At 61.5% G+C, this 23,811-nt stretch carries 24 protein-coding genes; 8 read left to right on the top strand and 16 right to left on the bottom strand.

Features of this window, described 5'->3' with window-relative positions:
• Positions 1-43: 43 nt before the first annotated feature.
• The 4 genes from ACTRWK_RS04930 to ilvD all read right to left on the bottom strand — a co-directional run bounded on the left by ACTRWK_RS04930 (position 44) and on the right by ilvD (position 3,635).
• Positions 44-415 carry a hypothetical protein gene (locus ACTRWK_RS04930; protein WP_037942620.1) on the bottom strand — a complete coding sequence of 124 codons (372 nt, stop codon included), beginning with the start codon at positions 413-415 and terminating at the stop codon, positions 44-46.
• Positions 416-424: 9 nt separating this feature from the next.
• Complete coding sequence (locus ACTRWK_RS04925; protein ID WP_037942621.1) at positions 425-1,198, bottom strand: DUF6478 family protein; 774 nt, start codon at positions 1,196-1,198, stop codon at positions 425-427.
• A gap of 93 nt (positions 1,199-1,291) precedes the next feature.
• Positions 1,292-1,888, bottom strand: a complete 597-nt coding sequence (locus tag ACTRWK_RS04920) for a hypothetical protein (protein WP_132997827.1) — start codon at positions 1,886-1,888, stop codon at positions 1,292-1,294.
• Complete coding sequence (gene ilvD / locus ACTRWK_RS04915; RefSeq protein ID WP_005850463.1) at positions 1,869-3,635, bottom strand: dihydroxy-acid dehydratase; 1,767 nt, start codon at positions 3,633-3,635, stop codon at positions 1,869-1,871. Before ilvD ends, ACTRWK_RS04920 begins: the two co-directional genes overlap by 20 nt.
• 152 nt (positions 3,636-3,787) lie before the next feature.
• Between ilvD and ACTRWK_RS04910 the strand changes: the two genes are divergently transcribed.
• From ACTRWK_RS04910 to ACTRWK_RS04890, 5 genes are all read left to right on the top strand, one after another.
• The gene (locus ACTRWK_RS04910; protein ID WP_289081342.1) at positions 3,788-6,889 is read left to right on the top strand and encodes an ABC transporter transmembrane domain-containing protein; all 3,102 of its coding nucleotides are present in this window, start codon (positions 3,788-3,790) and stop codon (positions 6,887-6,889) included.
• Positions 6,886-7,776, top strand: coding sequence for a CPBP family intramembrane glutamic endopeptidase (locus tag ACTRWK_RS04905; protein ID WP_037942623.1), 891 nt, complete (start codon positions 6,886-6,888; stop codon positions 7,774-7,776). The genes ACTRWK_RS04910 and ACTRWK_RS04905 overlap by 4 nt, the downstream gene beginning before the upstream one ends.
• A 58-nt stretch (positions 7,777-7,834) precedes the next feature.
• A complete protein-coding gene (gene accD, locus ACTRWK_RS04900; RefSeq protein ID WP_005850460.1) occupies positions 7,835-8,800 on the top strand; it encodes an acetyl-CoA carboxylase, carboxyltransferase subunit beta in 966 nt (321 codons plus the stop codon).
• Positions 8,797-10,071, top strand: coding sequence for a bifunctional folylpolyglutamate synthase/dihydrofolate synthase (locus ACTRWK_RS04895; RefSeq protein ID WP_289081341.1), 1,275 nt, complete (start codon positions 8,797-8,799; stop codon positions 10,069-10,071). Before accD ends, ACTRWK_RS04895 begins: the two co-directional genes overlap by 4 nt.
• Before the next feature lie 96 nt (positions 10,072-10,167).
• Entirely contained in the window at positions 10,168-10,809 is a 642-nt protein-coding gene (locus ACTRWK_RS04890; RefSeq protein ID WP_289081340.1) for a hypothetical protein, read from the top strand.
• Here the strand turns inward: ACTRWK_RS04890 and zapE are convergent.
• Positions 10,806-11,864 (bottom strand): cell division protein ZapE, encoded by a 1,059-nt coding sequence (gene zapE / locus ACTRWK_RS04885; RefSeq protein WP_289081339.1) that lies wholly within the window; start codon positions 11,862-11,864, stop codon positions 10,806-10,808. The genes ACTRWK_RS04890 and zapE overlap by 4 nt on opposite strands.
• A 124-nt stretch (positions 11,865-11,988) precedes the next feature.
• Here zapE and ACTRWK_RS04880 point away from each other — a divergent pair, with 124 nt between their 5' ends.
• Positions 11,989-13,230, top strand: coding sequence for an MFS transporter (locus ACTRWK_RS04880; RefSeq protein WP_009825556.1), 1,242 nt, complete (start codon positions 11,989-11,991; stop codon positions 13,228-13,230).
• Here the strand turns inward: ACTRWK_RS04880 and ACTRWK_RS04875 are convergent.
• The 6 genes from ACTRWK_RS04875 to ACTRWK_RS04850 form a co-directional block, all read right to left on the bottom strand.
• Entirely contained in the window at positions 13,227-14,162 is a 936-nt protein-coding gene (locus ACTRWK_RS04875; RefSeq protein ID WP_289081338.1) for an alpha/beta fold hydrolase, read from the bottom strand. The genes ACTRWK_RS04880 and ACTRWK_RS04875 overlap by 4 nt on opposite strands.
• Complete coding sequence (locus ACTRWK_RS04870; RefSeq protein ID WP_037942633.1) at positions 14,159-15,079, bottom strand: ornithine cyclodeaminase family protein; 921 nt, start codon at positions 15,077-15,079, stop codon at positions 14,159-14,161. The genes ACTRWK_RS04875 and ACTRWK_RS04870 overlap by 4 nt, the downstream gene beginning before the upstream one ends.
• Positions 15,076-15,696: an HAD family hydrolase gene (locus ACTRWK_RS04865; protein ID WP_005850450.1), complete on the bottom strand. Its 621-nt coding sequence runs from the start codon at positions 15,694-15,696 to the stop codon at positions 15,076-15,078. Before ACTRWK_RS04865 ends, ACTRWK_RS04870 begins: the two co-directional genes overlap by 4 nt.
• 49 nt (positions 15,697-15,745) lie before the next feature.
• On the bottom strand, positions 15,746-16,195 hold the full coding sequence (locus tag ACTRWK_RS04860) for a YaiI/YqxD family protein (RefSeq protein ID WP_005850449.1): 450 nt from the start codon (positions 16,193-16,195) through the stop codon (positions 15,746-15,748).
• Between the two features lie 9 nt (positions 16,196-16,204).
• Positions 16,205-17,038 (bottom strand): S-formylglutathione hydrolase, encoded by an 834-nt coding sequence (gene fghA, locus ACTRWK_RS04855; RefSeq protein ID WP_037942636.1) that lies wholly within the window; start codon positions 17,036-17,038, stop codon positions 16,205-16,207.
• Between the two features lie 101 nt (positions 17,039-17,139).
• A complete protein-coding gene (locus ACTRWK_RS04850) occupies positions 17,140-18,069 on the bottom strand; it encodes an AEC family transporter (RefSeq protein ID WP_037942638.1) in 930 nt (309 codons plus the stop codon).
• Between the two features lie 148 nt (positions 18,070-18,217).
• Between ACTRWK_RS04850 and ACTRWK_RS04845 the strand changes: the two genes are divergently transcribed.
• Entirely contained in the window at positions 18,218-18,835 is a 618-nt protein-coding gene (locus tag ACTRWK_RS04845) for a TetR/AcrR family transcriptional regulator (RefSeq protein ID WP_037942640.1), read from the top strand.
• Here the strand turns inward: ACTRWK_RS04845 and paaK are convergent.
• Both paaK and paaI read right to left on the bottom strand, forming a co-directional pair.
• Entirely contained in the window at positions 18,832-20,142 is a 1,311-nt protein-coding gene (paaK, locus tag ACTRWK_RS04840; protein WP_037942643.1) for a phenylacetate--CoA ligase PaaK, read from the bottom strand. The two genes, ACTRWK_RS04845 and paaK, sit on opposite strands and share 4 nt — an antisense overlap.
• Complete coding sequence (paaI, locus tag ACTRWK_RS04835; RefSeq protein ID WP_462843809.1) at positions 20,139-20,576, bottom strand: hydroxyphenylacetyl-CoA thioesterase PaaI; 438 nt, start codon at positions 20,574-20,576, stop codon at positions 20,139-20,141. Before paaI ends, paaK begins: the two co-directional genes overlap by 4 nt.
• Before the next feature lie 113 nt (positions 20,577-20,689).
• On the opposite strand from paaI, the gene ACTRWK_RS04830 reads away from it, so the two are divergent.
• Positions 20,690-21,040 (top strand): DUF2794 domain-containing protein, encoded by a 351-nt coding sequence (locus ACTRWK_RS04830; protein ID WP_037953992.1) that lies wholly within the window; start codon positions 20,690-20,692, stop codon positions 21,038-21,040.
• A gap of 31 nt (positions 21,041-21,071) precedes the next feature.
• Here the strand turns inward: ACTRWK_RS04830 and ACTRWK_RS04825 are convergent, their stop codons facing one another.
• The 3 genes from ACTRWK_RS04825 to ACTRWK_RS04815 form a co-directional block, all read right to left on the bottom strand.
• Entirely contained in the window at positions 21,072-21,881 is an 810-nt protein-coding gene (locus tag ACTRWK_RS04825) for a C40 family peptidase (RefSeq protein ID WP_340270213.1), read from the bottom strand.
• On the bottom strand, positions 21,878-23,260 hold the full coding sequence (locus ACTRWK_RS04820; protein ID WP_289081335.1) for a leucyl aminopeptidase family protein: 1,383 nt from the start codon (positions 23,258-23,260) through the stop codon (positions 21,878-21,880). The genes ACTRWK_RS04825 and ACTRWK_RS04820 overlap by 4 nt, the downstream gene beginning before the upstream one ends.
• 67 nt (positions 23,261-23,327) lie before the next feature.
• Entirely contained in the window at positions 23,328-23,705 is a 378-nt protein-coding gene (locus ACTRWK_RS04815; protein ID WP_005850435.1) for a hypothetical protein, read from the bottom strand.
• Positions 23,706-23,811: the final 106 nt, after the last annotated feature.

Raw genomic sequence — 23,811 nt, 5'->3', positions numbered from 1 at the left:
CCAAGGGATACATCGCGTCACAGGGGCAAGCAAGCAAGCGCCGTCAGGTCGTTTCGACGCAGTGCCGCCGGAACGCACGCTTCAGCATATCAAGCTCGGCGCGCAGCAAATCCACCTCGGCGCGCAAATCGGGGCCGGTGACCTCGTCCCCGATCAGGGTGATGCTGGCCAATGTCGAGCCAGACGCGCGGTCGACCACCAGCAATGTATGCAGCCCATCGGCGATTGCGGCTGCGGGCACAGGGATGCTGAGCACCCAGTGATCCGATGACGCGTCATGTTCCAACTGCACCCCCGCGACATCGGCATCGGCGTGGGTGACCGCAAGATCGGGTTTGGTATCGTCCGCGCCGGTCACGATCCCTTGCCAGGTGCCGTCGCGCATCTGGGTTTTGGTGAGGGTCAGGTTGCTCATGCGGGGCTCCTACAACTGGGCGCGGGGGCGGCGCGAAAAGGTCAGGTCACGCAGCATGATCTGGTTCATTTCGGGCCCTTCAAAAATCAGGTCGATCCAGGCTTTCTCGACGCGTTTTTCGTTCAGGTTGGAATAGGCGAGGTCGAATTCTGCCGTGACCTCGGATTTGTTCACCGGCAGTTCCTGCACCATCTGTTCGGTGTTGGGCCCGTGGCGGATGTTCAGGCGGGCGAAAATCTCGATCGGTTTCTCCATCTCGATTACGGCGTCCACGCGCAGGACATGCGTGCGCTTCATCCCGTCAACGCAATCATCCTGCAGGTCCAGCACCAGCGACAGGAAAGACCCGTCGAAACGGTAGACCTCAAGCCGAAGCCCATAGGGTGCCAGATGGTTTTCTTCGAGGTTGCGGATTTGCCGGATGCCGAGTTCGGACAGGGTGCAGTCGTGGAAAATCGTGACCTCATCGCCCATGGTCGCCTTGGATTGCACCGACGACAGCCCCGATTTGGTCAAGGGCGCGCGCCAAAGCTGCGGGCGCCAGGACCAATCGGTGTTATGGGGCCGAGAGAACTTGTTAGAGCCGATGCGGGGCAGGGCAAGCCGGTCTTCGGCGGTGTAGATCAGCTTGTCCAGATGCCGACGCAAGGCGCGTGCTTGACCTGCTTGTTTGCGCAGCACGGACAGTTCTGTCTGGGGGGCACGGTCGGCTTTGGCGGACCAGCGGCGGGTAAACCGCGCGATCAAGGCGCTGTCGATCAGCTTTTTCCCGAGTTTGCGCATGTGCCTGTTGCCCCGATTACGAATGGGTTGTTGGTCGTACCCTACCGCCTGTGGCTTGGGGGCACAAATGAAATGGGCCAAGGGGCCGGCGCGCTAGTTGCGTTGCGCGACGGTAGTTTTTGCAGGTGCACTGGCGTCGATGCTGCGGGTGATCAACTGTGTCAGAACCCTTCGGCCAGAGGGGCTGACGATCTCGCCGCGTTCGGGGCCGTAGACAGCGATACCGGCGGTTTGCGTGCCCATCCGTGCGACGCCGCGCCACTGGTTGGGGGAAAGCCCACCGACAGGAATACGCCCCTGCGCGCGGAAGGTGACGCTTTGGTCGCCTTTCTCCACATCGCGCACATTCTGGAGCGAGGTTTCAGCCGCGATCTGCTGGGCGCTTGGCAGGGAGCCGGGTTTGGACTGGGTCAGGCTGACCGTGATCAACCCGCGCGGTGCTGCCCCCGCAGAGGCAGGGGCCCCTAATCCGTCACAGCGTGCAATCACGGCAAAGCGCGCCTCGAGGCTGGTTTGGTCGATGCAGAAACCATCGGGGGCGACCAGTTCGACCCCTCCGGCCATTTTCGCGCGTGACAACGGCGGCTTGGCGGCACCCGAGGACGCGCCCAGCCCCTGACCGCCCTCGCAGGCGGTCAGAAGCATCACGCCAAAGGCGGCAAGCGGACCTTTACAGGTCCATGTAGTCATGTGTTTCCGCCTTCGCGCCGGGATGCGTCACCGCACCAAGATAGGTTGGGCCCACAAGCTGCGCGTATTTCCACAGAGCACCGCTTTGATAGTTGGTTTTGCGGGCACCGGGCCAAGCCGCTTTGCGCTCTGCCATTTCCTCGTCCGAGATATCGACAGAGATCGAACCGGTGATCGCGTTCAGCGTGATCATGTCGCCCTGTTTGAGCAAGGCAATCGGTCCGCCATGCGCGGCTTCGGGGCCGACGTGACCAACGCAGAAACCCCGTGTCGCGCCGGAGAAACGGCCGTCGGTGATCAGCGCTACCTTTTTGCCCATGCCTTGACCGGACAGGGCCGCCGTGGTCGCCAGCATTTCGCGCATGCCGGGGCCACCAGCGGGGCCTTCGTTGCGGATCACGAACACGTCGCCTTCGCTGTAGGCCCGGTTTTGCACGGCTTCGAACGCGTCTTGTTCACATTCAAAGATCAGCGCCGGACCGGTAAAGACGATGTCTTCTTCGGACATGCCAGCGATTTTCACGATGGCCCCTTCGGGCGCGAGGTTGCCCTTCAGACCAACGACGCCGCCGGTCTTGCTGATCGGTGTTTCGATCGCGTGGATCACCTTGCCGTCGGCCTCGCGTTCGATCTTGTCAAGCTCTTCACCGATGGACAGGCCCGAGGCGGTCAGGCAGTCATCATGCAGCAGGCCAGCCTTGCGCAGTTCTTTCATCACAACTGGCACGCCGCCCGCGTCATACAGGTCTTTGGCCACATGCGACCCGCCGGGTTTCATGTCGACGAAATAAGGCGTGTCGCGGAAGATGTCGCATACATCGCTGAGGTTAAAGTCGATACCCGCCTCGGCGGCCATAGCGGGCAGGTGCAGACCGGCATTGGTCGACCCGCCGGTGCAGGCCACGATGCGCGCCGCGTTCTCGAATGCTTCGCGGGTGCAGATGTCGCGCGCGCGGATGTTCTTTTCGATCAGGTTCATGACGGCTTCACCCGAGGCCGCCGCATAGGCGTCGCGCGATTCATAGGGCGCAGGCATGCCAGAGGAGTTCAGCAGCGCCAGACCGATCGCCTCGGACACGCAGGCCATGGTGTTGGCGGTGAACTGGCCCCCGCAGGCACCGGCTGTCGGGCAAGCGACGCGTTCCAGAACTTCAAGCGCGGCTTGCGACATGCTGCCGTTCTGGTAGTTGCCCACGGCTTCGAAAACGTCTTGCACAGTCAGGTCGCGGCTGGCGAAATCGGCAGGCACATCGGCCCCTTCCGGGACTTTGCCCGGCAGGATCGACCCACCGTAGAGGAACACGGACGGCACGTTCAGCCGCAGCATCGCCATCATCATGCCCGGCAGCGATTTGTCACAGCCCGCAAGGCCGACAATCGCGTCGTAGCAGTGACCGCGCATTGTCAGTTCTACCGTGTCGGCAATCGCTTCGCGCGACGCTAGGGAAGAGCGCATGCCCTCGTGGCCCATGGCGATCCCGTCGGTGACGGTGATGGTGGTGAATTCGCGTGGCGTGCCTTGCTGCGCCTTGACGCCGACCTTGACCGCTTGGGCCTGACGGTTCAGCGCGATGTTACAGGGGGCCGCTTCGTTCCAGCAGGTTGCCACACCCACCAGAGGCTGGTGAATCTCTTCTTCGGTCATGCCCATTGCGTAGTAATAGGACCGGTGCGGCGCGCGCTCTGGCCCCTCGGTCACGTGCCGGCTTGGCAGTCTGGATTTATCAAAGCGGGTGTTGGTGGACATGTGGCAGGCCTCCCTGAGTGGACGTTTACACCGGAATAGCCACCCAGCCCTGTCGCTGCAAGGCTCAAGCCACCAGTTGAACAGCGCGGGCTGTGGGCTTAGGTGTTAAATAATCCTTGGCTCTGTGCCGCCCCTAGCGAAAGCGACCCTGCATGGAGCATTCGATTTTTTCCTTTATTTGGAAATACTCCCGTCGTGACCAACTGGTTTTGCTTGTCCTCACGCTGATTACCTTCCCGATCCTCTACATCACCCTCGAACTGCCCAAGCGCATCATCAACGATGCCATTGGGGCAGAGACCGATGTGATCGACGTTTTCGGGGTGTCGTTCAGTCAGGTGCAGTTCCTGATGGTGCTGTGTTTTGCCTATCTTTTCTCCGTGCTGATCCACGGCCTGATGAAGATGCGTCTGAACACGATGAAGGGGGTGCTGGCAGAGCGGCTACTGCGTCGCTTCCGCTATCAGTTGATCGCGCGGATGATGCGTTTTCCACGCAGCTATTTCGAAAACACCAGTCAGGGCGAGCTGGTGTCGATGGTCACCTCGGAGGCAGAGCCGATGGGCGGGTTGATGGGCGATGCGGTCGCCCAACCTGTGTTCCAGGCGGGGCAGATGCTGATCATCCTGCTGTTCCTGTTCCTGCAATCCCCGTGGTTCGGGTTGGCAGGCGTCGCATTGATCCCGTTGCAGGCGTATCTCATCCCGATGCTCCAGCGGCAGATCAACCTGCTGAACAAACAGCGGATCAAGGAAGTGCGGCACCTGTCGTCTGAAATCGGCGAGACCGCCGCCGGTATCACCGATCTGCGCACCAACGGCGGCTGGCGCTACCGTCTGGCGCTGTTCACCGACCGGCTGGGCCAACTGTTCGAGGTCCGCTTCCAGATCTATCAGAAGAAATTCTTCATGAAGTTTCTCAACAACTTCATCACCCAGCTTACACCGTTCTTTTTCTATGCCGTGGGGGGATATCTTGCGATCAAGGGGCAGATCACGGTGGGCGCGCTGGTCGCGGCCTTGGCCGCCTACAAGGATTTGTCGAGCCCGTGGAAGGAACTGCTGACCTATTACAACCAGACGCAGGACATGTCGCTGCGGTGGGATGTGGTCATTGAACGTTTCGCCCCGCGGGGCGAGATCGACGCGCGCCTGTTCGAAGGCGAGCCCGAAGAAGTCCCGCATCTGCGCGGCCCTATTGTGCTTGAACATGTGTCTTTGCGCACGCCGGACGGGAATACGATCCTGGATGATCTGAACCTCGAAATACCCAAAGGCGCGCGCGTCGCGCTTGAGATGCCCAACCAATCCGAACGCAACGCTCTGGCAGAGCTTTTGGTGCGCGAGGCCGTGCCGAGCCGCGGGCGGATCACGATGGCGGGGCATAATCTGGCAGAGCTGCATCAGGCCGTGCTTGCGGCGCGGATCGGCTATTCCGATGCGCACCCCTATCTGTTTCAGGGCACCGTCGGGGACAATCTGCTGATGCCTCTGCGGTCGAGCCCGAAAACCGTGCTCTGGGACCCCATGAAAACCGACCGCGCCGCGATCGAGACAAAGCGGTCGGGCAATAGTCTGGACAGCACCAAGGCGGATTGGCTGGACCCCGGGCTCGCCGATCTGAGCACCCGCGAGGACATCAACGACTGGTGGTATGAGCTGGCCAGCGCGGTTGGCACACAGGACATGATGTTCCGTCGCATGGCCGCCGACCGGATGGACCCGGACAAACACCCCGAGCTTGCGGCCCGCGTGGTTGCCCTGCGCGACGAGGTGCACGAGCGGCTGAAAGAGCAAGGACTGGACAAGGTGGTGCACCGCTTCGACCCAGATCGGTTCAACCCGGCGCTGCCGCTTGGGGGGAACCTGATGTTCGCCGCGCCCATCCGCAGCATCTCGCAGGCGGGTCTGGCGCTTGAACGCAGCTTTCTGGCGATGATCATCGAACAGGGTCTGGCCGAGCAGGGCATCGCGATTTCGCAGACGCTGGTAGAAACGTTGCACCAGACCTTTGGACGTGATGGCACCGACCACCCGCTGTTCACCGCGCTCGGCATCGAGGAAGAACTGTACGAACAACTGGTCGATATCGCGCTACGGCGTCGCGCCAAAGGGGATGAAGCGCTGAGCGAGGATGAATTCTCGTTGCTGCTTACCGTGCCCTTTGCCTTCACGGCCGAACAGATCGGCCCGGCTTTCCCTGCGACCTTCAAGGATGAGATCCTGAAAATCCGTAAGCAGCAGGGCGCCGAGATGCGCGAACGGGCGCGGGATATGTTCGTGCCGATCACACCTGACCAGTATCTGCCGCGTCTGACGATACTTGAAAACGTGTTGTATGGCCGGATTTCCGCCGTGGCGGGGCTTCAGGCGGATCTGGTTCTGGATGTGGTGTCGGACGTGTTCAAGAAACACGGGCTGCAACAGGATGTCGCGCTCAACGTCTTTGATCTGCCGGTCAGCATCGGCGGGTCAAATATCGCGATGATGTTCCAGGAACGCGCCGGATTCAGCCGCGCGGCGATGAAACGACCCGATATCCTGATCCTGAACCAGTCGCTTGCGGGGCATGACGCAGAAAGCCTGCAACGGTTGCGCGACAAGGTCAGCGAACTGCTGCCCGAAACGACCCAGATCTACATGGATAGCTCCTTTGCCAATCCTGACGATTTCGACATGTACATCAAGATCCGTGGCGGGCGCATTGACGGTCTGGCGCAAGTTGATACTCCCAGTCAGGACGACAGCATCTCGGACGATTTGCGACGCAAGCTGCGGATCATCGCGCGCAACGACTTGTTCGGCAACCTCGACCCGCGCAACCAGCGCCTGCTGGCCTTTGCGGCGCAGTGGTACACCGTCGCACAGGGAGAGATGGTCTTTGCTCAAGACCAACGGCCAGATGCGGTCTACCTCTGTCTGTCGGGCAAGGGAGAGCTGAGCTGGCGCGACCCCGAAGGGTTGGCGCATCACGTCTCGACCGTCGAAAAGGGGCGGTTGATCGGTGACCTTGCGGTCATCGTGAACGAGCCGCGGCAGATGGATTTTGTCGCTGTCGAAGACAGCCGTTTCCTTCGGATCGGCGCGGATCAATTCAAGTCTGTGGTTGAAAACGACCGTGTGATCCTGCTGAGCCTTCTACGCACGGTATCAAGCCATCTGACCAACGCCGCCGACTTGCTTCGTGCGGCACGGGTGGATATCCCGCGCGAAGACGAAGCCTTGCCCCCGCCCGTAGGAGATGACCCCGCGTGACCCGATACGCTGCCCACAAAGCCTTTGTCGCTCCTGCGATCCCCTCGGCGGCGCTGTGGCGGCTGATCTTGGGGTTTCTTGCGGCAACCGCGATCTACCTGCTGCTTAACAACCTGATGTTCACCACCCTGTTCAACCTGATGGGGCCGAGTGCGGACGGGTTTTATGACAGCTTGCTGTCAGGCAAGACGCCGATGGCGATGTTCCTGCTGCTTGGCAGCTTCGGGCTGATGATCGTCGGCGTGGCCGTGGTGACACGGGTGATCCACAAACGTCCCGTGCGTGGCCTGATCGGCCCGTCGGGGCTGGTGGTGCCGCAGTTCTGGGCCGTGCTCAAGATGCTGGTGCTGCTTGGTGCGGTGACCTATTTGCTGCCGCCTTGGAACCTTGGCGCGCCCTATGTGCCCAACCTCGCGCTTGGCACATGGCTGATGTTGCTGCCGTTTTCGCTGCTCGGGGTGCTGGTACAGGTCAGCGCCGAAGAGATCGTCTTTCGCGGTTATGTCCAGCAGCAATTGGCGGCACGGTTCAACTCTCCGCTGGTGTGGATGGTGCTGCCGGCCGTGATTTTCGCGCTTGGGCACTATCTTCCCGACCAAGCCGGCGAAAATGCGCTGGTCATAGCACTTTGGGCCGGTGTCTTCGGGATGTTGATGGCCGATCTGACCGCGCGGGCAGGGTCGCTGGGGCCAGCCATTGCAGTGCATTTCTGCAATAATGTCGCGGCGATCGTCATTACCTCTCTGCCCGATGACCTATCGGGTTTGGCGCTGTATTTGACCCCCTTCGGGATGAATGATGTCGACGCGTTGCGCGCGTGGTTGCCCGTCGATTTCGCGCTGATGCTGGTCAGCTGGCTTGCCGCACGGCTGGCGATCCGCCGTTGATTGCAATTTACTGCGCGTCAGCTTATTTGGAAGGCGAAACTGGAAGCAAAGGTTCACCATGAACTGGATCAACAACTACGTCCGTCCTCGGATTAACTCCATCTTCTCGCGTCGCGAGACGCCGGACAATCTGTGGACGAAATGCGAAGAATGCGGCACCATGCTGTTCCACCGCGAGGTGTCGGACAACCTGAACGTCTGCACCAGCTGTGGTCACCACATGGCGATTACCCCGCGTGAACGCTTCAAGGCGCTGTTCGACGGCGGCATCTTTACCGAGGTCAAAGTCCCCGCGCCGACGCCGGACCCTTTGCACTTTCGCGATCAGAAGAAATACCCCGACCGTCTGAAGGCCGCCCAGAAACAAACGGGCGAAGCCGAAGCGATGCTGGTCGCCACCGGTGAAATCGGCCGCACGCCGATCGTCGCGGCAGGTCAGGACTTTTCGTTTATGGCCGGGTCCATGGGCATGTATGTCGGCAACGCCATCATCGCCGCGGCTGAAAAAGCGGTTAAGCTGAAATGCCCGCTGGTGCTCTTCTCCGCCGCCGGTGGCGCGCGTATGCAAGAAGGCATCCTGAGCCTGATGCAGATGCCGCGCACCACCATTGCCGTGCAGATGCTGAAAGAAGCGGGGCTGCCCTATATTGTCGTTCTGACCCACCCCACGACCGGTGGTGTCACGGCGAGCTATGCGATGTTGGGCGATGTCCAGATTGCGGAACCCAATGCGCTGATCTGCTTTGCCGGCCCACGTGTGATTGAACAGACCATTCGCGAGAAACTGCCCGAAGGCTTCCAGCGCGCCGAATATCTGCTGGACCACGGCATGTTGGACCGCGTGACACCGCGCACCCAGATGCGGGACGAGTTGATCGACATCACGCGGATGCTGATGAAGCTGCCCCCCGCGGTGCGCGGCGATCTGCCTGCGCCGACCGAAGGCGGCGATATTGCCCATGCGCTGACGCCAGAACCCGATGCGGCCCCCAAAGCCGAAGCGGCGGAACCCAAGGCGAAATGACGCAGAAGACATCGGATGCAGTGCTTGCACGCATGATGGCGCTGCATCCCAAGATTATCGACCTGACGCTGGATCGCATGTGGCGGCTGCTGGACGCTTTGGGCAACCCCCAGAACGACCTGCCCCCTGTGATCCATATTGCCGGCACCAATGGTAAAGGATCGACACAGGCGATGATCCGTGCGGGGCTTGAGGCGGATGGCCACCGCGTCCACGCCTATACCTCGCCCCATCTGGCGCGCTTTCACGAACGCATCCGCCTTGCCGGAGAGCTGATTTCCGAAGCCGCGCTGACCGAGATGCTGGATGAATGTTACGCCGCCAACAACGGCGAGAGCATCACTTATTTCGAGATCACAACCTGCGCCGCGCTACTGGCCTTTGCCCGTACTCCGGCGGATTATACCCTGCTTGAGGTTGGCCTTGGCGGGCGTCTGGACGCGACCAATGTGATCGACCAGCCCGCATTGACCGTGATCACGCCGGTGTCGATTGATCACCAACAGTTTCTGGGTACGACCCTGCCGGAGATTGCGGGTGAAAAAGCCGGCATCATCAAACGTCGCGTGCCCTGCATCGTCGGCCCGCAACAAGATGCCGCGCTCGAGGTGATAGAGACGCAGGCAGCACGCCACCACGCCCCCGTTTTTGCCTATGGTCAGCAGTGGCATGTGGCCCCCGAAGCGGGACGCATGGTCTATCAGGATGACACGGGTTTGCTGGATCTGCCCAAGCCTAACCTGTTGGGCGCGCATCAGATTTCCAACGCCGGTGCGGCTTTGGCGGCATTGCGGCAATTGGGGGTCTCCGCGCAAGCGTGCGAGGCCGCTGTGACCCGCGCCGAATGGCCCGCCCGAATGCAACGTCTGCGTCACGGGCCGCTGATCGACGCAGCGCCGCAGGCCGAATTATGGCTGGACGGCGGGCATAACCCCGCTGCGGGCGACGCCATCGCGGAGGTGCTAGAAGACATGCCCACCCGCCCCACATTCCTGATCTGTGGCATGTTGAACACCAAGGATATCGGCGGCTATCTGCGCCCGCTGGCTCGCCATGCAGAACAATTGTTAGCCGTCTCGATCCCGGGCGAAGCAGCGACGTTGCCGGCCACCGAAACCGCGCGCGCAGCGATCGACGTCGGCCTGACCGCGCAAGAGGCACCTGGCGTCGCCGAAGCCCTTGCAACCATTGTCGCGAAGGCGCCCCACGCGCGGGTATTGATCTGCGGTTCGCTCTATCTGGCAGGCGCAATTTTGCGGGAAAACGGATAGCCTTTTAACAATTAGAATTGGCTATATTTACGTTTTGTAGGGAATTTGCGTCCTAAGGTCCGAGGGTAACATTTTGCCTTTGGGGGGACCAATGCAATGACCAATACGTATCAGAATTTCCTTGCGCTGCGCAGGATGGTGTTCGGCCATCTCCGTCTGCTCGCAATCTTTGTCGGTGTGACCTTTATCGTCGATCACTGGCGATCCTCCGGGGGCCACGACGCCGCGCAGGGCTATGCCAATGGACAGGTGGCGTATCTGTCCTCCGGTGGGCCAGCCTTTGTGCCGCTGTCGCCTGCGACGCTGCTCAACAAGATGCACAAAGACGCTTCCTTTGACGTGGGGGATGCCGTCAGCGCGATCGTCCAATCGTTCGATGATAGCAAACGCGGCCAAGTGCTTGAATCCTACCTGATCTGGGCGATTAGCACGGAACGGTCGGACAGCTATATTGATACTTTGCTGAACAGCGCGGCGGCCAAAGGCGATTTCAAAGTACCACCAGCGCTTACGACAGCCTCTGGTGCGCTGGATACGGCAGGTTTGCTGACGGCGGTTGTTGTCGCTGAACGCAAGGCTTTGGCCGCCCGCCAGACTGACGGCGATCAAGCGCATGCTCGCGACGGGCAGCAGATCCGCCAATCCGTCGCCTTTTACCACAATCAGGCCGCGCCACTCTATCTGGCTGCAGTCGATCTGCAGCGGGATGGGTACGCCCCGGGGCGGCGGCGCAATTAAGCGCCCCAGCCTTCCCCCTGCATTTCGCGCAAACGCGATGCCGTACGCTCGAACTCGAAGGTGCCTTCCCCCTCCAGATATAGCATTTCGGGTTCGGCCGCGGCTGAGCAGATCAGCCTCACCTTAGCCTCGTATAACGCGTCGATCAGGGTCACAAAGCGTTTGGCTTCATTGAAGTTTGACCGGCCAAGACTGGGGATATCATCCAGCATCAACACGCGCACGGCCTCTGCCAATGTCAAATAATCTGCCGCCCCTAGGGGCCGACCACAAAGCGCGTGGAACTTGGCGCGGGCGACACCGTTGCGAAACTCCGGCACGACGACATCGCGCCCCTTCACCCGCAGGATCAACTCCTCCCCCGGGCCGCCAGCCAGATCATCCCAGACGGCATTCATCGCGGCACGGCTCTCTGGATTCACGGGGGTGAAATAGGATTTCGTACCCGCCAATCGGTCCTGTCTGTAGTCGCGCGGGCTGGCGAGCTCCTTCACCTTCATCTTCTCTTTGATCAATTCGATGAAGGGCAGGAATATCTGGCGGTTCAGACCGTCTTTATACAAGTCATCCGGTATCCGGTTCGACGTTGTAACCACCACCACACCAGCTGCAAAAAGTGCCTCAAACAGCCGGCCAACGATCATGGCGTCAGTGATGTCCGTAATCTGCATCTCGTCGAAGGCCAGCAGCTTCACGCTATTTGCGACCTCGGCTGCGACTGGCGCAATCGCATCGTCGACGCCTGTTTTACGCGCCTCATGCATCGCGCTGTGAATTTCCTGCATGAACGCGTGGAAATGCACTCGCCGCGTTGGCACATCGCCCATATTTGCCGCGAACATATCCATCAGCATCGACTTGCCGCGACCCACACCACCCCAAAGATACAGCCCCTGCGGTGGCTCGGGCGCGCGCTTGAAAAAGCCCTTTTTCTGCGGGGCCATCAAGGCGCTGCGAATGCGGTCAAGCTCTGGCAGTACGGCCTCTTGCGCGGGGTCCGGCGACAGGCTGCCGTCGGCAACGCGGTTATCGTAAATGGTGCGTAAATCAGTCATGCCTTTGGCTTACAATGTGCCACAGGCTTTGGGAAGAACCCCCGCAGGCCGATATGCGCGCAGTTTTGAAATTGACGGCCCCGGTTTCAAAGCTACGGTGGCGCCACGTGCTTCGGGGGTCATCATGGAAAAAAATACGTCAATCTTCACACCGGTGCTGATCGTCGGGTGTCTGATCATCATGGTGAGCTTTGCCGTGCGTGCCTCTTTTGGCGTCTTTCAGATCCCCATCGCGGAAGAGTTCGGCTGGCTCCGCTCCGAATTCTCGCTGGCGATCGCGATCCAGAACCTCGCCTGGGGCATCGGCCAACCGATCTTTGGCGCGATGGCCGAGAAGATCGGAGACCGCCGCGCCATTATCATCGGGTCCGTGGTCTATGCCGTGGGTCTGGTGCTGTCGGCCAATTCGGTGTCACCGATTGAACACCAAACCTATGCGTGGTTGGTCGGTTTCGGGATCGCGGGAACGGGTTTTGGCGTGATTTTGGCCGTGGTTGGCCGCGCCTCAACGGCCGAGAACCGGTCCATGTCGCTGGCCATTGCCACGGCGGCGGGTAGCGCGGGTCAGGTCTTTGGTGCGCCGGTGGCGGAATGGTTGCTGGGGTTCCTCAGCTGGCAGGCGACCTTCCTTGTCTTTGCGGGCGCGATCATGGCGATGTTGTTGACGCTGCCGTTGATGCGCGCCCCCGCGATGGCCAGCAAGGCCGAGCTGGAGGAAAGCCTGTCGCAAATCCTGGGCAAGGCGCTGCGCGACCCGACCTTTACCTTCATCTTTATCGGGTTCTTTTCCTGCGGCTATCAGCTGGCCTTTATCACCGCGCATTTTCCTGCCTTCGTGACCGAACTTTGCGGTCCGATCCTTGCGGGTGGCGTGCTGCATAACATCGGGATCACAACAACCTCTGCCCTGGGTGCGGTGGCGATTTCCCTGATCGGTCTGGCCAATATCGCCGGAACATTGCTGGCGGGGTGGGCGGGCAAACGCTATTCCAAAAAGTACCTGCTGGCTGCGATCTATACTGGACGTACCGTGATTGCGGCGTTGTTTATCCTGCTACCGATCACGCCGGTGTCGGTCATCCTGTTCTCTATCGGGATGGGGGCATTGTGGTTGGCGACGGTGCCGCTGACCAGCGGGCTGGTCGCGCATATCTATGGGCTGCGCTATATGGGCACGCTTTATGGGATCGTGTTTTTCAGCCATCAGTTGGGCAGCTTTATGGGGGTCTGGCTGGGCGGGCGGATGTATGACGCTTACGGCGATTACACCGCCGTGTGGTGGATCGGTGTGGCCGTGGGCGCGTTTAGCGCGCTGATCCATTTGCCCATCCGCGAGAAGCGGTTGCCCGGGCTGGTGACGAGTTAATCCGTCGCTTTATCCGCCGTGTCGATATGTGCCTTGATCGCTGCAATGATCTGGGGCGCATGGGTATAGGGCAGGCCGTGGCCCGCGCCTTTGATCACCTCGTGTTCGGCGGCGCGGTTCCATTCGGCAAGGCTGCCGATGGCTGACGCGGGGATCACCTGATCATCCTGCCCCCAAAGCGCCAGCACAGGGATATCATGCGTCCGGATCGCGCGGTGTTCATCCCGCAGCACATCCGCCAGAATACCGCGACGGCTGGCCAGCACCGCGGGAACATAGTGCTTATAGTCCAGCTGTTCGGCCTGATGGTCGTGGATGTGGCGGACCTGTACGGGGATGTCACGTTCGGCCCTGATGCCGCGCCGGAAGGTCGGCGGGAACAGCGCCAGCATCAGCCAATCGCCGACCAGCGGGGTTTTGGCCATAAAGTCGACCAGCTTGTTCGGCACCAGCCCCATCCCTGCGGGAGCCAGCAGGATCAGCCGTTCGACACGTTCGGGGAAAGCGGCGGCAAAGCACGTCGCGATAGAGCCGCCCATGGAATACCCCAGCAGGGTAAAGCTGCCGGTGACATCCTGATCTTCCAGCAGGTCTTGCAGCTGTTTGATAAAGAACTGGCGATCTTGCGGGGCAGACGGACGGTCGGAATAGCCGCGCCCGTAAAGGTCATAGGTTAGAGTCCGGTACCCCATCGACGCCAACCCGCGGGCGACCGCGCGCCAGACAATGCTGGGGGTGGTCAACCCGTGGATGCAAACGACAACAGGGCCTTGGGTGGGGCCGGTCCAGGCGTAATGGGTCACGCCGTCGGGCAGCTCTGCGAATTGGCCAAGGGCGCTGCCGCGGTCCGCGTCCTCCATTTCGGCACGGTTGCGTTCGATCACAAGCGGGATTGCGATGATCAGAGCCGCAATGAGAAGAAACCAGATCATCTGTGAGCGCGCCACCGGTCAAGGATATAGCGGCTGGTCATCAGGTCGAGATGTGCGCCGCCGCCGTTTTTGAACAGGGTGATGTCATCCTCTGACTGGCGGGTGAACGCACCGAGATCATAGTAATCCGCGACGATGTCACTTGCGCTCAGCACACCTTGGGCGATCGGGATCTTCAGCTCTCCGATATGTTCAACCGTGGTGTCGAGGCTGTCGACAAAGACCCGGGCACGGGTCAGCGCCGTATCATCCACCTCGCGCATGTCGGGGCGGTAGGCACCGATCAGGTCAAGGTGCTGGCCGGGTTGCAGCCACGCGCCCTTGATCAGCGGTTCGGTCGACATGGTGGCGCTGGTGATGATGTCCGCGTCGCGCACCGCGGTCTCAAGATCATCGGCAACGCGCAGCCCGTCGATATCACGTGCCATCGCCTGAGCATTGGGGGCGGATCGGTTCCACACCGTGAATGCGGCATCGGGAAACGCCGCCCGGTAGGCAGCGTGCAGTCCGCGCCCTTGGGTGCCCGCGCCGACGATCAGGATTTTGCGGCTGTCAGGACGGGCAAGCCTGCGCGCGGCGAGCAGGCTGTCACCGGCGGTTTTCCATTTGGTCACGAGGTGAAAATCTACCAAAGCCTCGAGCGCGCCGTGATCATCTGCGTAAAGCGACACGCCGCCGTTCACCATCGGCGCCCCTTTGGCGGGGTTGTCGGGAAAGATGGTGGCGGATTTCACCGCTAAACCCAGCCCGTCGATCCATGCGGCGCGGTTCAGCAAGGTGTCCTTGCCCCGATACAAAAACGTATCTGCGATTTCGGCGCGCGGCAGGTTGTGCCCCTGGGCCAGTGCGTCGGTCAGGCCGATCCAGTCCAGCAGGGCGTCGCCGGCGTCAAAGGGGATGATGTCGAACTGGGTCATGCGGCCTCTGCTTCCGTCAACAGCCCCGCAGCGACGAGCCTGTCAGCCCAACCGTCCGGCCCGGTGAAATGATGGGTCTGCCAGCCGCGGGCGTTGGCGGCGTTGATATTGTCGATACGGTCGTCGGTGAACAAAAGCGCGTCGCCGGACAGGCCCGATCCTTCCTCGAGCGCTGCATAGATCGCGGGGTCGGGTTTGATCATACCCATATGACCCGAGATGAAATCGCGATCAAAGGCGCGCAGGAAAGGGTAGTGTTCTGCCGCATGATCATAGGATTGGATGCCGAAATTGGTCAGTGAAAACACCGGCACGCCCTTGGCCTGCAGCGCCTCTTTCAGCCTGAGAGAGCGGGGGATCACGGGGGCGGCCATTTCGATCCAGCGATCATGCCACATGCGGATCTCATCGCGCCAGGCGGGGTTGGCCTCGGCGGCGGCATAGATCGTGTCGGTGAAATGCTGGCCGCTATCGACAAGATCGTTCATGCCGTGCAGGTCCACCTCGGCGAACATGGCGCGGCGGCGGTCCTCTCCGATTACGGAGTCATAGAACCGTTCGGGCTGCCATTCGATCAGCACATTCCCGATGTCAAAGACGACTGCCGCTGGTTTCATGTGCTCTTCCTATTGCCGGGTCGGCGGGGGCACCTGCGCCGCCCTTGCCCTATCGTTGTGCCGCGCGAAGCTCGCGTTCTAGCGCGTCCAGAAAACGGGAGCGGTCGGCCTTTGTAAACCCTTTGCCGCCGCCCTGGCGAAACGGGTCCGCGGCGCGCAGGTCGGCCATCAAATCACGCGTCGCCAGCACATTGCCGATATTGGCTGCGGTCAGCGCTTCGCCATTGTGTTTCAGCACCCGCGCGCCGGCTTCGACGCAGCGCGCGGCAAGGGGAATGTCGCCGGTCACCACGACGTCACCGGGGCCGCAGCGTTCGGCGATCCAGATGTCGGCGATGTCGGGGCCGTCGGGGACAATCACGGTTTCGACCAGCGGGTTCTGCGAGGGGCGCAGCCCGCCGTTGGACACCACAAACATCCGCACCTTGTGGCGGGTGGCAACGCGTTCCGCCTCTGCCTTCACGGGGCAGGCGTCCGCGTCGATATAAAGCACCGTCATCGCCTGGCCCTATCGCGCATAAAGCGCATCGGCGTGGAAGGCGATGTGGTCTTCCATGAAGGTCGAGATGAAGAAATAGCTGTGATCATAGCCCGGCTGCATCCGCAATGTGGCGTTCTGGCGGGCTTTCGCCATCGCCTCGGCCAATGCTTCGGGTTTCAGCAGGTCAAGGAATTGGTCATCGGTGCCCTGATCAATGAGGATTGGCCCGTCAAAGCCGCGCTCCGCCATCAAAAGCGTCGCGTCATGTTTGGCCCAGGTCGTCTCGTCACTGCCCAGATAGGCTGCCAGTTGTTTGCGGCCCCAGTCACTGCTGGTTGGATGCGCAATCGGCGCGAAAGCCGAGACCGAGGTAAAGCGCCCCGGCAGGTTCATCGCCAGCGTCAGCGCCCCGTGCCCGCCCATGGAGTGGCCGCAGATCGCCTGCCGGTCCATGTCCAGCGCGAAGTTTTCACCCAGCAGCGCCGGCAGCTCGTCGACGATATAGTCCCACATCTGGAAGTGCGGTGCCCATGGGTCTTGGGTGGCGTTCACATAGAAGCCCGCGCCCTTGCCCAGATCATAGGCGTCGTCGTCGGCCACATCCTCACCGCGGGGGGAGGTGTCGGGAAAGACCACCGCGATCCCGTGTTCCGCGGCCCATGCCTGCGCCCCCGCTTTGGTCATCGCGTTTTCATGGGTGCAGGTCAGCCCCGACAGGAACCACATCAAGGGCACCGGGCCCTGCTGCGCCTCTTCGGGCAGGAACAGCGCAAAGGTCATATCGCAGTTGCAGGCGGTGGAACGGTGGGAATAGACGCCTTGGGTGCCTTTGAAGCTGGCGTTTTCGGAAATCGTTTTCATCGGGCGTCTCCTGTGTCTGGTTGGTCTATGGCTATCGGCCCTCGGTCTGCGCGGCAAGGGCAGGACGCTGCGCTGGCTGAGTATTTGCAAAAGGGTGAAGGCTAAAGCGCGGTGACCCACGCGATGACGAGGCTAACGCTGAGGATGCTGAGCAGTGTCGAGACAAGGATTGCGGCAGACACCCGTTGCGGCCCGACGTTATAGTGTTGGGCCAGCATATAGACGTTGCCCGCGACCGGCAGCGCGGCGGTGGCGATGATCACGCCCGCCTTATACGGATCGACGTTGAACAACCACAGCGCGGCAAAACCCACAAAGGCCGGATGGAGCACGAGTTTGCAAAACGACAGCCAGCCCGCGACATGCAGCTTTTCCGCCGATTTCGTTGCCAGCGATGCCCCGATGGCAAAAAGCGCGCCGGGGGTCGCGGCCCCGCCGAGGATGGCCAGAAATTCGTTCATCGGATCAGGGATCGGGATCTGAAGGCCGGACCAGATAAAGCCAAGGGTCATGGCGACGATCATCGGGTTTTTCACCAGCCCCACGGAAATCGTGCGCAGGGCGCGCAGGCTCAGCTGACCATCGCGCGCCCCGGTGATCAGGATCACGATGAGGCTGGAAAACACGATCAGATCCACCGCCAGGGCCAGTACAACCGGGCCGATAGCCTCTGCCCCGAGCAGCAGGGTCAGCATGGGCACGCCGAGGAAGCCGGTATTGCCGATCACGGCACATTGGGCCTCCATCGCGGTGGCGGGGACATCGAGGCGGCGCAGAAAGCCTGTCAGCGTTGCGATGCCATAGACAAAGCCCGTGCCCCATAGATAGGCCGCGACAAGGCGGCTGTCCCAGACCTCGGCCAAGGACAGGTTGGCGGAAAAGCGGAACAGCATGGCAGAGAGGGCGAAGTAGAAGACGAATTTGGTCAGATAGGCCGTGGCCTCTGCGGTGAAGAACCGCGTGCGCCCGGCCCAATAGCCCAAGCCGATCAGCGCGAAAAAGGGAAGTGTCTTGAGAAAGATCGCCAGCATGTGAAATTGGTAGCGGCTGGCTGTGCTTCGTGCAACGGGGCAACAGTGCTGTGACGCAAATACACAGGCTTTGGGGTGGAGGCTGCATTTGGGACTTGGAACTGAACGGTTCAGTTTATACTCTGCCTTTCAAACTGCCGGAGCCTTCATGACCAGTGACCAGACCAAGGTTCGTAAGGGCCGTAAATTCGATCAGGTTCTTGCGGGGGCGCGTGATGTCTTCATGGCAGACGGGTTTGAGGGCGCGAGCGTTGATGCGATTGCCCGTGCCGCCGGCGTGTCCAAGGCGACACTGTACAGCTATTTCCCCGACAAACGCCTGTTGTTCATGGAGGTCGCCGATACCGAATGTGCCCGCCAGTCACGGCAGGCTTTCGATAGTATCGACACCGATGCGCCGCCGCGTGTGGTGCTGGGGCTGGCCGGTCGGCATCTGCTAGGGTTCATCACATCGACCTTTGGTCAGCAGATGTTTCGCCTATGCGTGGCCGAATGTGACCGCTTCCCCGAGCTTGGCCAGCGCTTTTATAATTCCGGCCCAGCTGTGGTCCGGCGCGAGATGGCGGGGTATTTCGAGACCGCTGTCGCGCGTGGGCAGCTGCGTATGGAGGACCCGCTACTGGCGGCCGACCAATTCGGAGAGCTCTGCAAGGGGGATGTCTGGCTGCGACTGACCTTTGGGATCATCGACAGGATTTCTCAGGCAGAGATCGACCGCGTGGTAGACAGCGCGGTCGATATGTTTCTGGCGCGCTATGCGGCTTAGCCCTTGGGCCGGTTGTCGATAATCCGCACCGCTTTGCCTTCGGAACGGGTGATGGTGTTCACATCGCCCACGTCGATCATCACGCTGATGCCCACGGTTTCCTTGATCTGCGCGGCCAGCTGCTGTGCCGCTGTTTGCCTGGCGGCATCGTCGACGGTGGCGTCGACACATTCGCACAGCACCCGCATCTGATCCATGCGGTCGGGCTTGCTGAGCTCGATCTGGAAATGTGGGGCGAGACCGGGGGTGGCCATCAGCGCCTCTTCGATCTGGGTGGGGAAGACGTTGACGCCGCGCAGGATGATCATGTCGTCGCTGCGGCCGGTGACTTTCTCCATCCGGCGCATGCTGCGGGCGGTGCCGGCGAGCAGGCGGGTCAGATCGCGGGTGCGGTAACGGATGATGGGAAACGCCTCTTTGGTGAGCGAGGTAAAGACCAGCTCCCCCTGTTCGCCATCGGCCACGGGCTGCCCGGTTTCGGGGTTGATGACCTCGGGGTAGAAATGATCCTCCCAGATGTGCAAACCGTCTTTGGTTTCGACACATTCGCAGGATACGCCGGGGCCCATAATCTCGGACAGGCCATAGATATCGACAGCGTGCATATCAAACGCCTGTTCAATCTCGAGCCGCATGGCATTGGTCCAGGGTTCGGCCCCGAAGATACCTACTTGCAGCGAAGACTGGCGCGGATCGATGCCCTGACGCGCGTATTCATCCAGGATCGACAGCGCATAAGAGGGTGTGACCGTGATACCGTCGGGTTTGAAATCCTCGATCAGACGGACCTGTCGCGGGGTCATCCCGCCCGAGATCGGAACCGTGCTTAGCCCAAGGCTATCCGCCCCCAGATGCACCCCCAACCCTCCGGTAAACAGCCCGTAGCCATAGGCGTTATGCAGCATGTCACCGGGTTTCAGCCCTGCCGCGCGCAAGGATCGCCCCATGACGCTGCCCCAATTGGCGAGGTCATTCTTGGTGTAGCCCACGACCGTCGGCTGGCCGGTGGTGCCCGAGGACGCATGGATGCGCGCCAGCTGGTCGCGGGGCACGGCGAACATCCCGAAGGGGTAATTGTCGCGCAGGTCGGTTTTCACGGTGAAGGGGAATTTCGCCAGATCGCTCAGGTCGTTCAGGTCGTCGGGGTGGACGCCCGCGGCATCAAAGCTTTGACGGTAGAAAGGCACATTCGCATAGGCGTGGTGCAGGGATTTCTTCAGCCGCTCCAATTGCAGGGCGCTGATTTCATCGCGGCTGGCAAGCTCGATCGGGTCAAGCGATGATCGGGCAGGCGTGAGGTCTTTCATGGGGTCATTTCCTCCTCGAAATGGTGGCCTTTGATGGTGCGTGACAGGCCACGGAACAAGGCGATGGTGCGCCCGTCCTCCCCCGTGACAGTCACGTCATAGACGCCGGAGCGTCCGGTTCTGGATTGTTCGCGTGCCGCCGCGTGCAGCCGTTCGCTAGCTTTCCCCGGTGCGAGGTAGGAAATCTGGTTCTGCTGGGCGACGGCAAGCTGGTTGTAGCTGTTGCAGGCGAAGGCAAAGGCGCTGTCGGCGAGGGTGAAGATATACCCGCCGTGGGCGATGCCGTGGCCGTTCAACATGGCCGCGGTGATCACCATCGACAGATCCGCCGCGCCGGGGGCGATATGGTCGATGCGCATCCCCAGAGATTGGCTGGCCGTATCGGTGGACCACATGGCAGCGGCGGATTTTTCGGCGCGAAGTTGCGGGGTCATGGCGGGCCTTTATGTTTCACAATTTGGATGCTTGCACAGATAATGTAACGCTTTCAAGAGAATTGATCGGCGGCTCTCTTGATTTGAGCGGCGAAGGGCGCAACTGTCAAAACATGACAGTGCATATTCATCCCTCACACCCGCAGAATGAACGCGCGCCCGAACAGGTTTCCTTTCACCGGACAGAGCTTGGCCCGATCCTGTCGCTTTATGGGCGCATGGTCGCGGCGGGGGAATGGCGCGACTATGGAATCTCTTCGCTGCGCGAGGTCGCGGTGTTTTCAATCTTCAGGCGCACTGCAGAGATGCCGCTTTACCGGATCGAGAAACGTCCCAAGCTGCGGTTGAAGCAAGGGATGTACGCGGTGATCGGGGCCAATGGGCAGGTGCTGCGCCGCGGTCAGGATCTGGCTGCCGTGCTGCGCGTGCTGGAACGCAAGATGATCCGCGCCGTCGACACCTAGACCGCCGCGCCGGTCGAGGGGGTGGATGGATTTAAGGCCATTTGGAAGGGCTGAGCCGTTTGTGCCCGATCAGCGGGCCGTCGGTTTTTGCGATACGGGTCAGTGCGTTCTGGATGGGTTCGCGGGTGACGGCCATATGATGCGCATTGGCGTGGATCATGGTGGCGGGGTCGAGGACCAGCGCCACATGGCCTTTCCAGAACAGGAGGTCATTGCGTTGGATGTCGCGCGGGACGGGGCCTGCACCTGCCACGGGGTCGGCAAAGCTGGTCTGCTGCTGGTCGCTGTCACCGGGGCAGGGAATGCCGCAGGCGAGGAAGGCGGCCTGAACGAGGCCCGAGCAATCGATCCCCCAGCGGCTGTTCCCGCCCCAGAGGTAGGGCGTGCCGAGAAACAGCTCTGCCACGGCGGCGGGGTCCGGGAAAGCGTGCGGCAGCGGGGCGAGGTGTTGGGTCGGGATATGGCCAAGCGAGGTCTGGGCAAATCGGCCTTCCGTTCCAGTCACCATAACGCGGCTGCCAAAGCTGAGGCTGCTGACATCCGGTGATTTCAGATCGGCACGCGTATAGGCGTGGGTGGCGGGTGCGGTGACGACGTGAGTCGGGGGGACCGCAGGGCCGATGGCGGTTTCGGATATGTAACCGCAGTAGTTGTCCTTGGTCAGTTGCACATAGGCGGTGCCATCGGTGCGATGAAGCACGGTCAGCGCCTCACCGTAGAGCGCTTGCCGGTCGCGGGGGCCGTCGGGACTGCGGTTCAGATCAACGACCGGAAGGGTGATCTGCACCGCTGTCTTTTCGGTGATCCGCTTGGGGTCGGGATGCAGGCGTCGGTCAGTCATTTTGACAAGATCGCCCCGAGGCTGGCATGCAACGCGCGTGTGGCCTGACCAACGCCGCCTTTGGCGCGGGCAGGGGCGGCGCTTGGTTGCCAGCCGTAGATGTCGAAATGCGCATAGGGGCTGTCGGTGATGAAACGACGCAGAAACAGCGCGGCGGTGATACAGCCTGCGAACCCGCCAGAGGGGGCGTTATCCAGATCGGCGATACCGGGTTCGATCAGCGGCTCGTAGGGCGTGTGGAAGGGCATACGCCAGACGGGGTCGGCGTGGGTGGCGGCAGCGGATTCCAACGCGGCGACGAAATCGGGATCGTCGCTGAAATAGGGGGCAAGATCGGGGCCCACGGCGACCCGTGCGGCACCGGTCAGCGTCGCCATAGAGATAATCTGGTCGGGCTTGTCCTCGTCCGCGAGTGCCAGCGCATCGGCCAGCACCAACCGGCCTTCGGCGTCGGTATTGTTGATCTCGACCGTGAGGCCCTTGCGCGAGGTCAGGATGTCTTGGGGGCGGAAAGCATTGCCGGAGACCGCGTTTTCAACCGCGGGGATCAGCACGCGCAGTTGCAGGTCCATCCCCGTGGCCATGATCATATGCGCCAGACCCAGCACCGCCGCCGCGCCACCCATGTCCTTTTTCATCAGACCCATCGACGCGCCGGGTTTCAGGTTCAGCCCACCGGTGTCAAAACACACGCCTTTGCCCACCAGCGTCAGCTTTTTCCCGGTTTTGCCCCAGTTCAGGTCGATCAGCCGGGGCGCGCGGTCGGCGGCGCGGCCGACGGTATGGATCAGCGGCAGGTTCTGTGCCAACAGATCGTCGCCCGTGATGACAGAGATCTGCGCCCCGTGTTGATCTGCCAGTTTTCGCGCTGCGGCTTCCAGATCGGGCGGACCCATATCCGAGGCGGGCGTGTTGATCAGGTCACGGGTCAGCATCTCCCCTTCGGCGAGGGCGCGGATGTGATCGGCGTCGATCCCAGCGGGCGCAACAAGGCGGGCGGCCATCGGAGATTGCGTGGCATAGCGGTCAAACCGATAGGACGCGAGTAGCCACCCCAGAGCCTCCACCGCGCGCTCTGCCGCGGGCAGGTCGGCGTGCAGGTCATAGTCGCCCTTGGGTAGCTTTGCCGCGGCACCTGCCAGATGGAAGCGCCCCCGTTTGCGGGCGCTGGCCGTGCCGTAGCCCGCCAGAGCCATGCGCAGCGCGCCATCTTCGCCCGGCAGCGTCAACGCCTGCCCCAACGCGCCGGTAAACCCCTGTGCCGCGACCCAAGTGCGTGTGGCATCGGATTGCCCCTCAAGCCAGTCAGGCAGGGCATCGGACGCAATCAGATGCAGCGGGATCGCAGCGGCGGAGGGATCGGCGAAGAGAGCGGACATAGGGCTGGGCCTTTCGTGCGTGATAGTCGCGCGCAGCCTAGACGTATCCTGTGGCGCTGCAAGCCCGTCAAAGGGTCACATCCTGCGTGTCCCAGATCGCTGTCAGCGACCGTTCGCCGATGCGGATCAGCCGCGTGAGCGTCGCCCCGATCGCGACGTGACTGTTCTGGTCAATCGCGCAGATCACATCCCCCGCGACGTTTGCCAGCTTTTGCAGCCCCACCTGTTCGGCAATCGCAATCAGCGACCGGCAGTTTTTACGCAGCTCAAGCCAGTTGGATGCCTGATACAGACGGTCGCAGTGGGACATGCGCAGGGCCAATTCCTCCATCGCGCGACAGACGACATCCTCGGCCCCTGATTCACCCAGTTGGTCATACAGGATACCCAGACGTTCCTGATCTACGCGGACTTGTTCGACTGGCCGCATTTGCAATACATACATTTGAGTCACCTCATCATTACGCCCCCACAGCGCATCTGCACTATGTCGGCCAATTGATGTCCAATTCGTTTACGGCCGTGTGCGTTTTCGCTCGAATATGATGCGA

This window comes from Sulfitobacter sp. G5_S2_6_S6, assembly GCF_054968505.1.
This window is presented reverse-complemented; position numbering and strand designations above follow the sequence as displayed.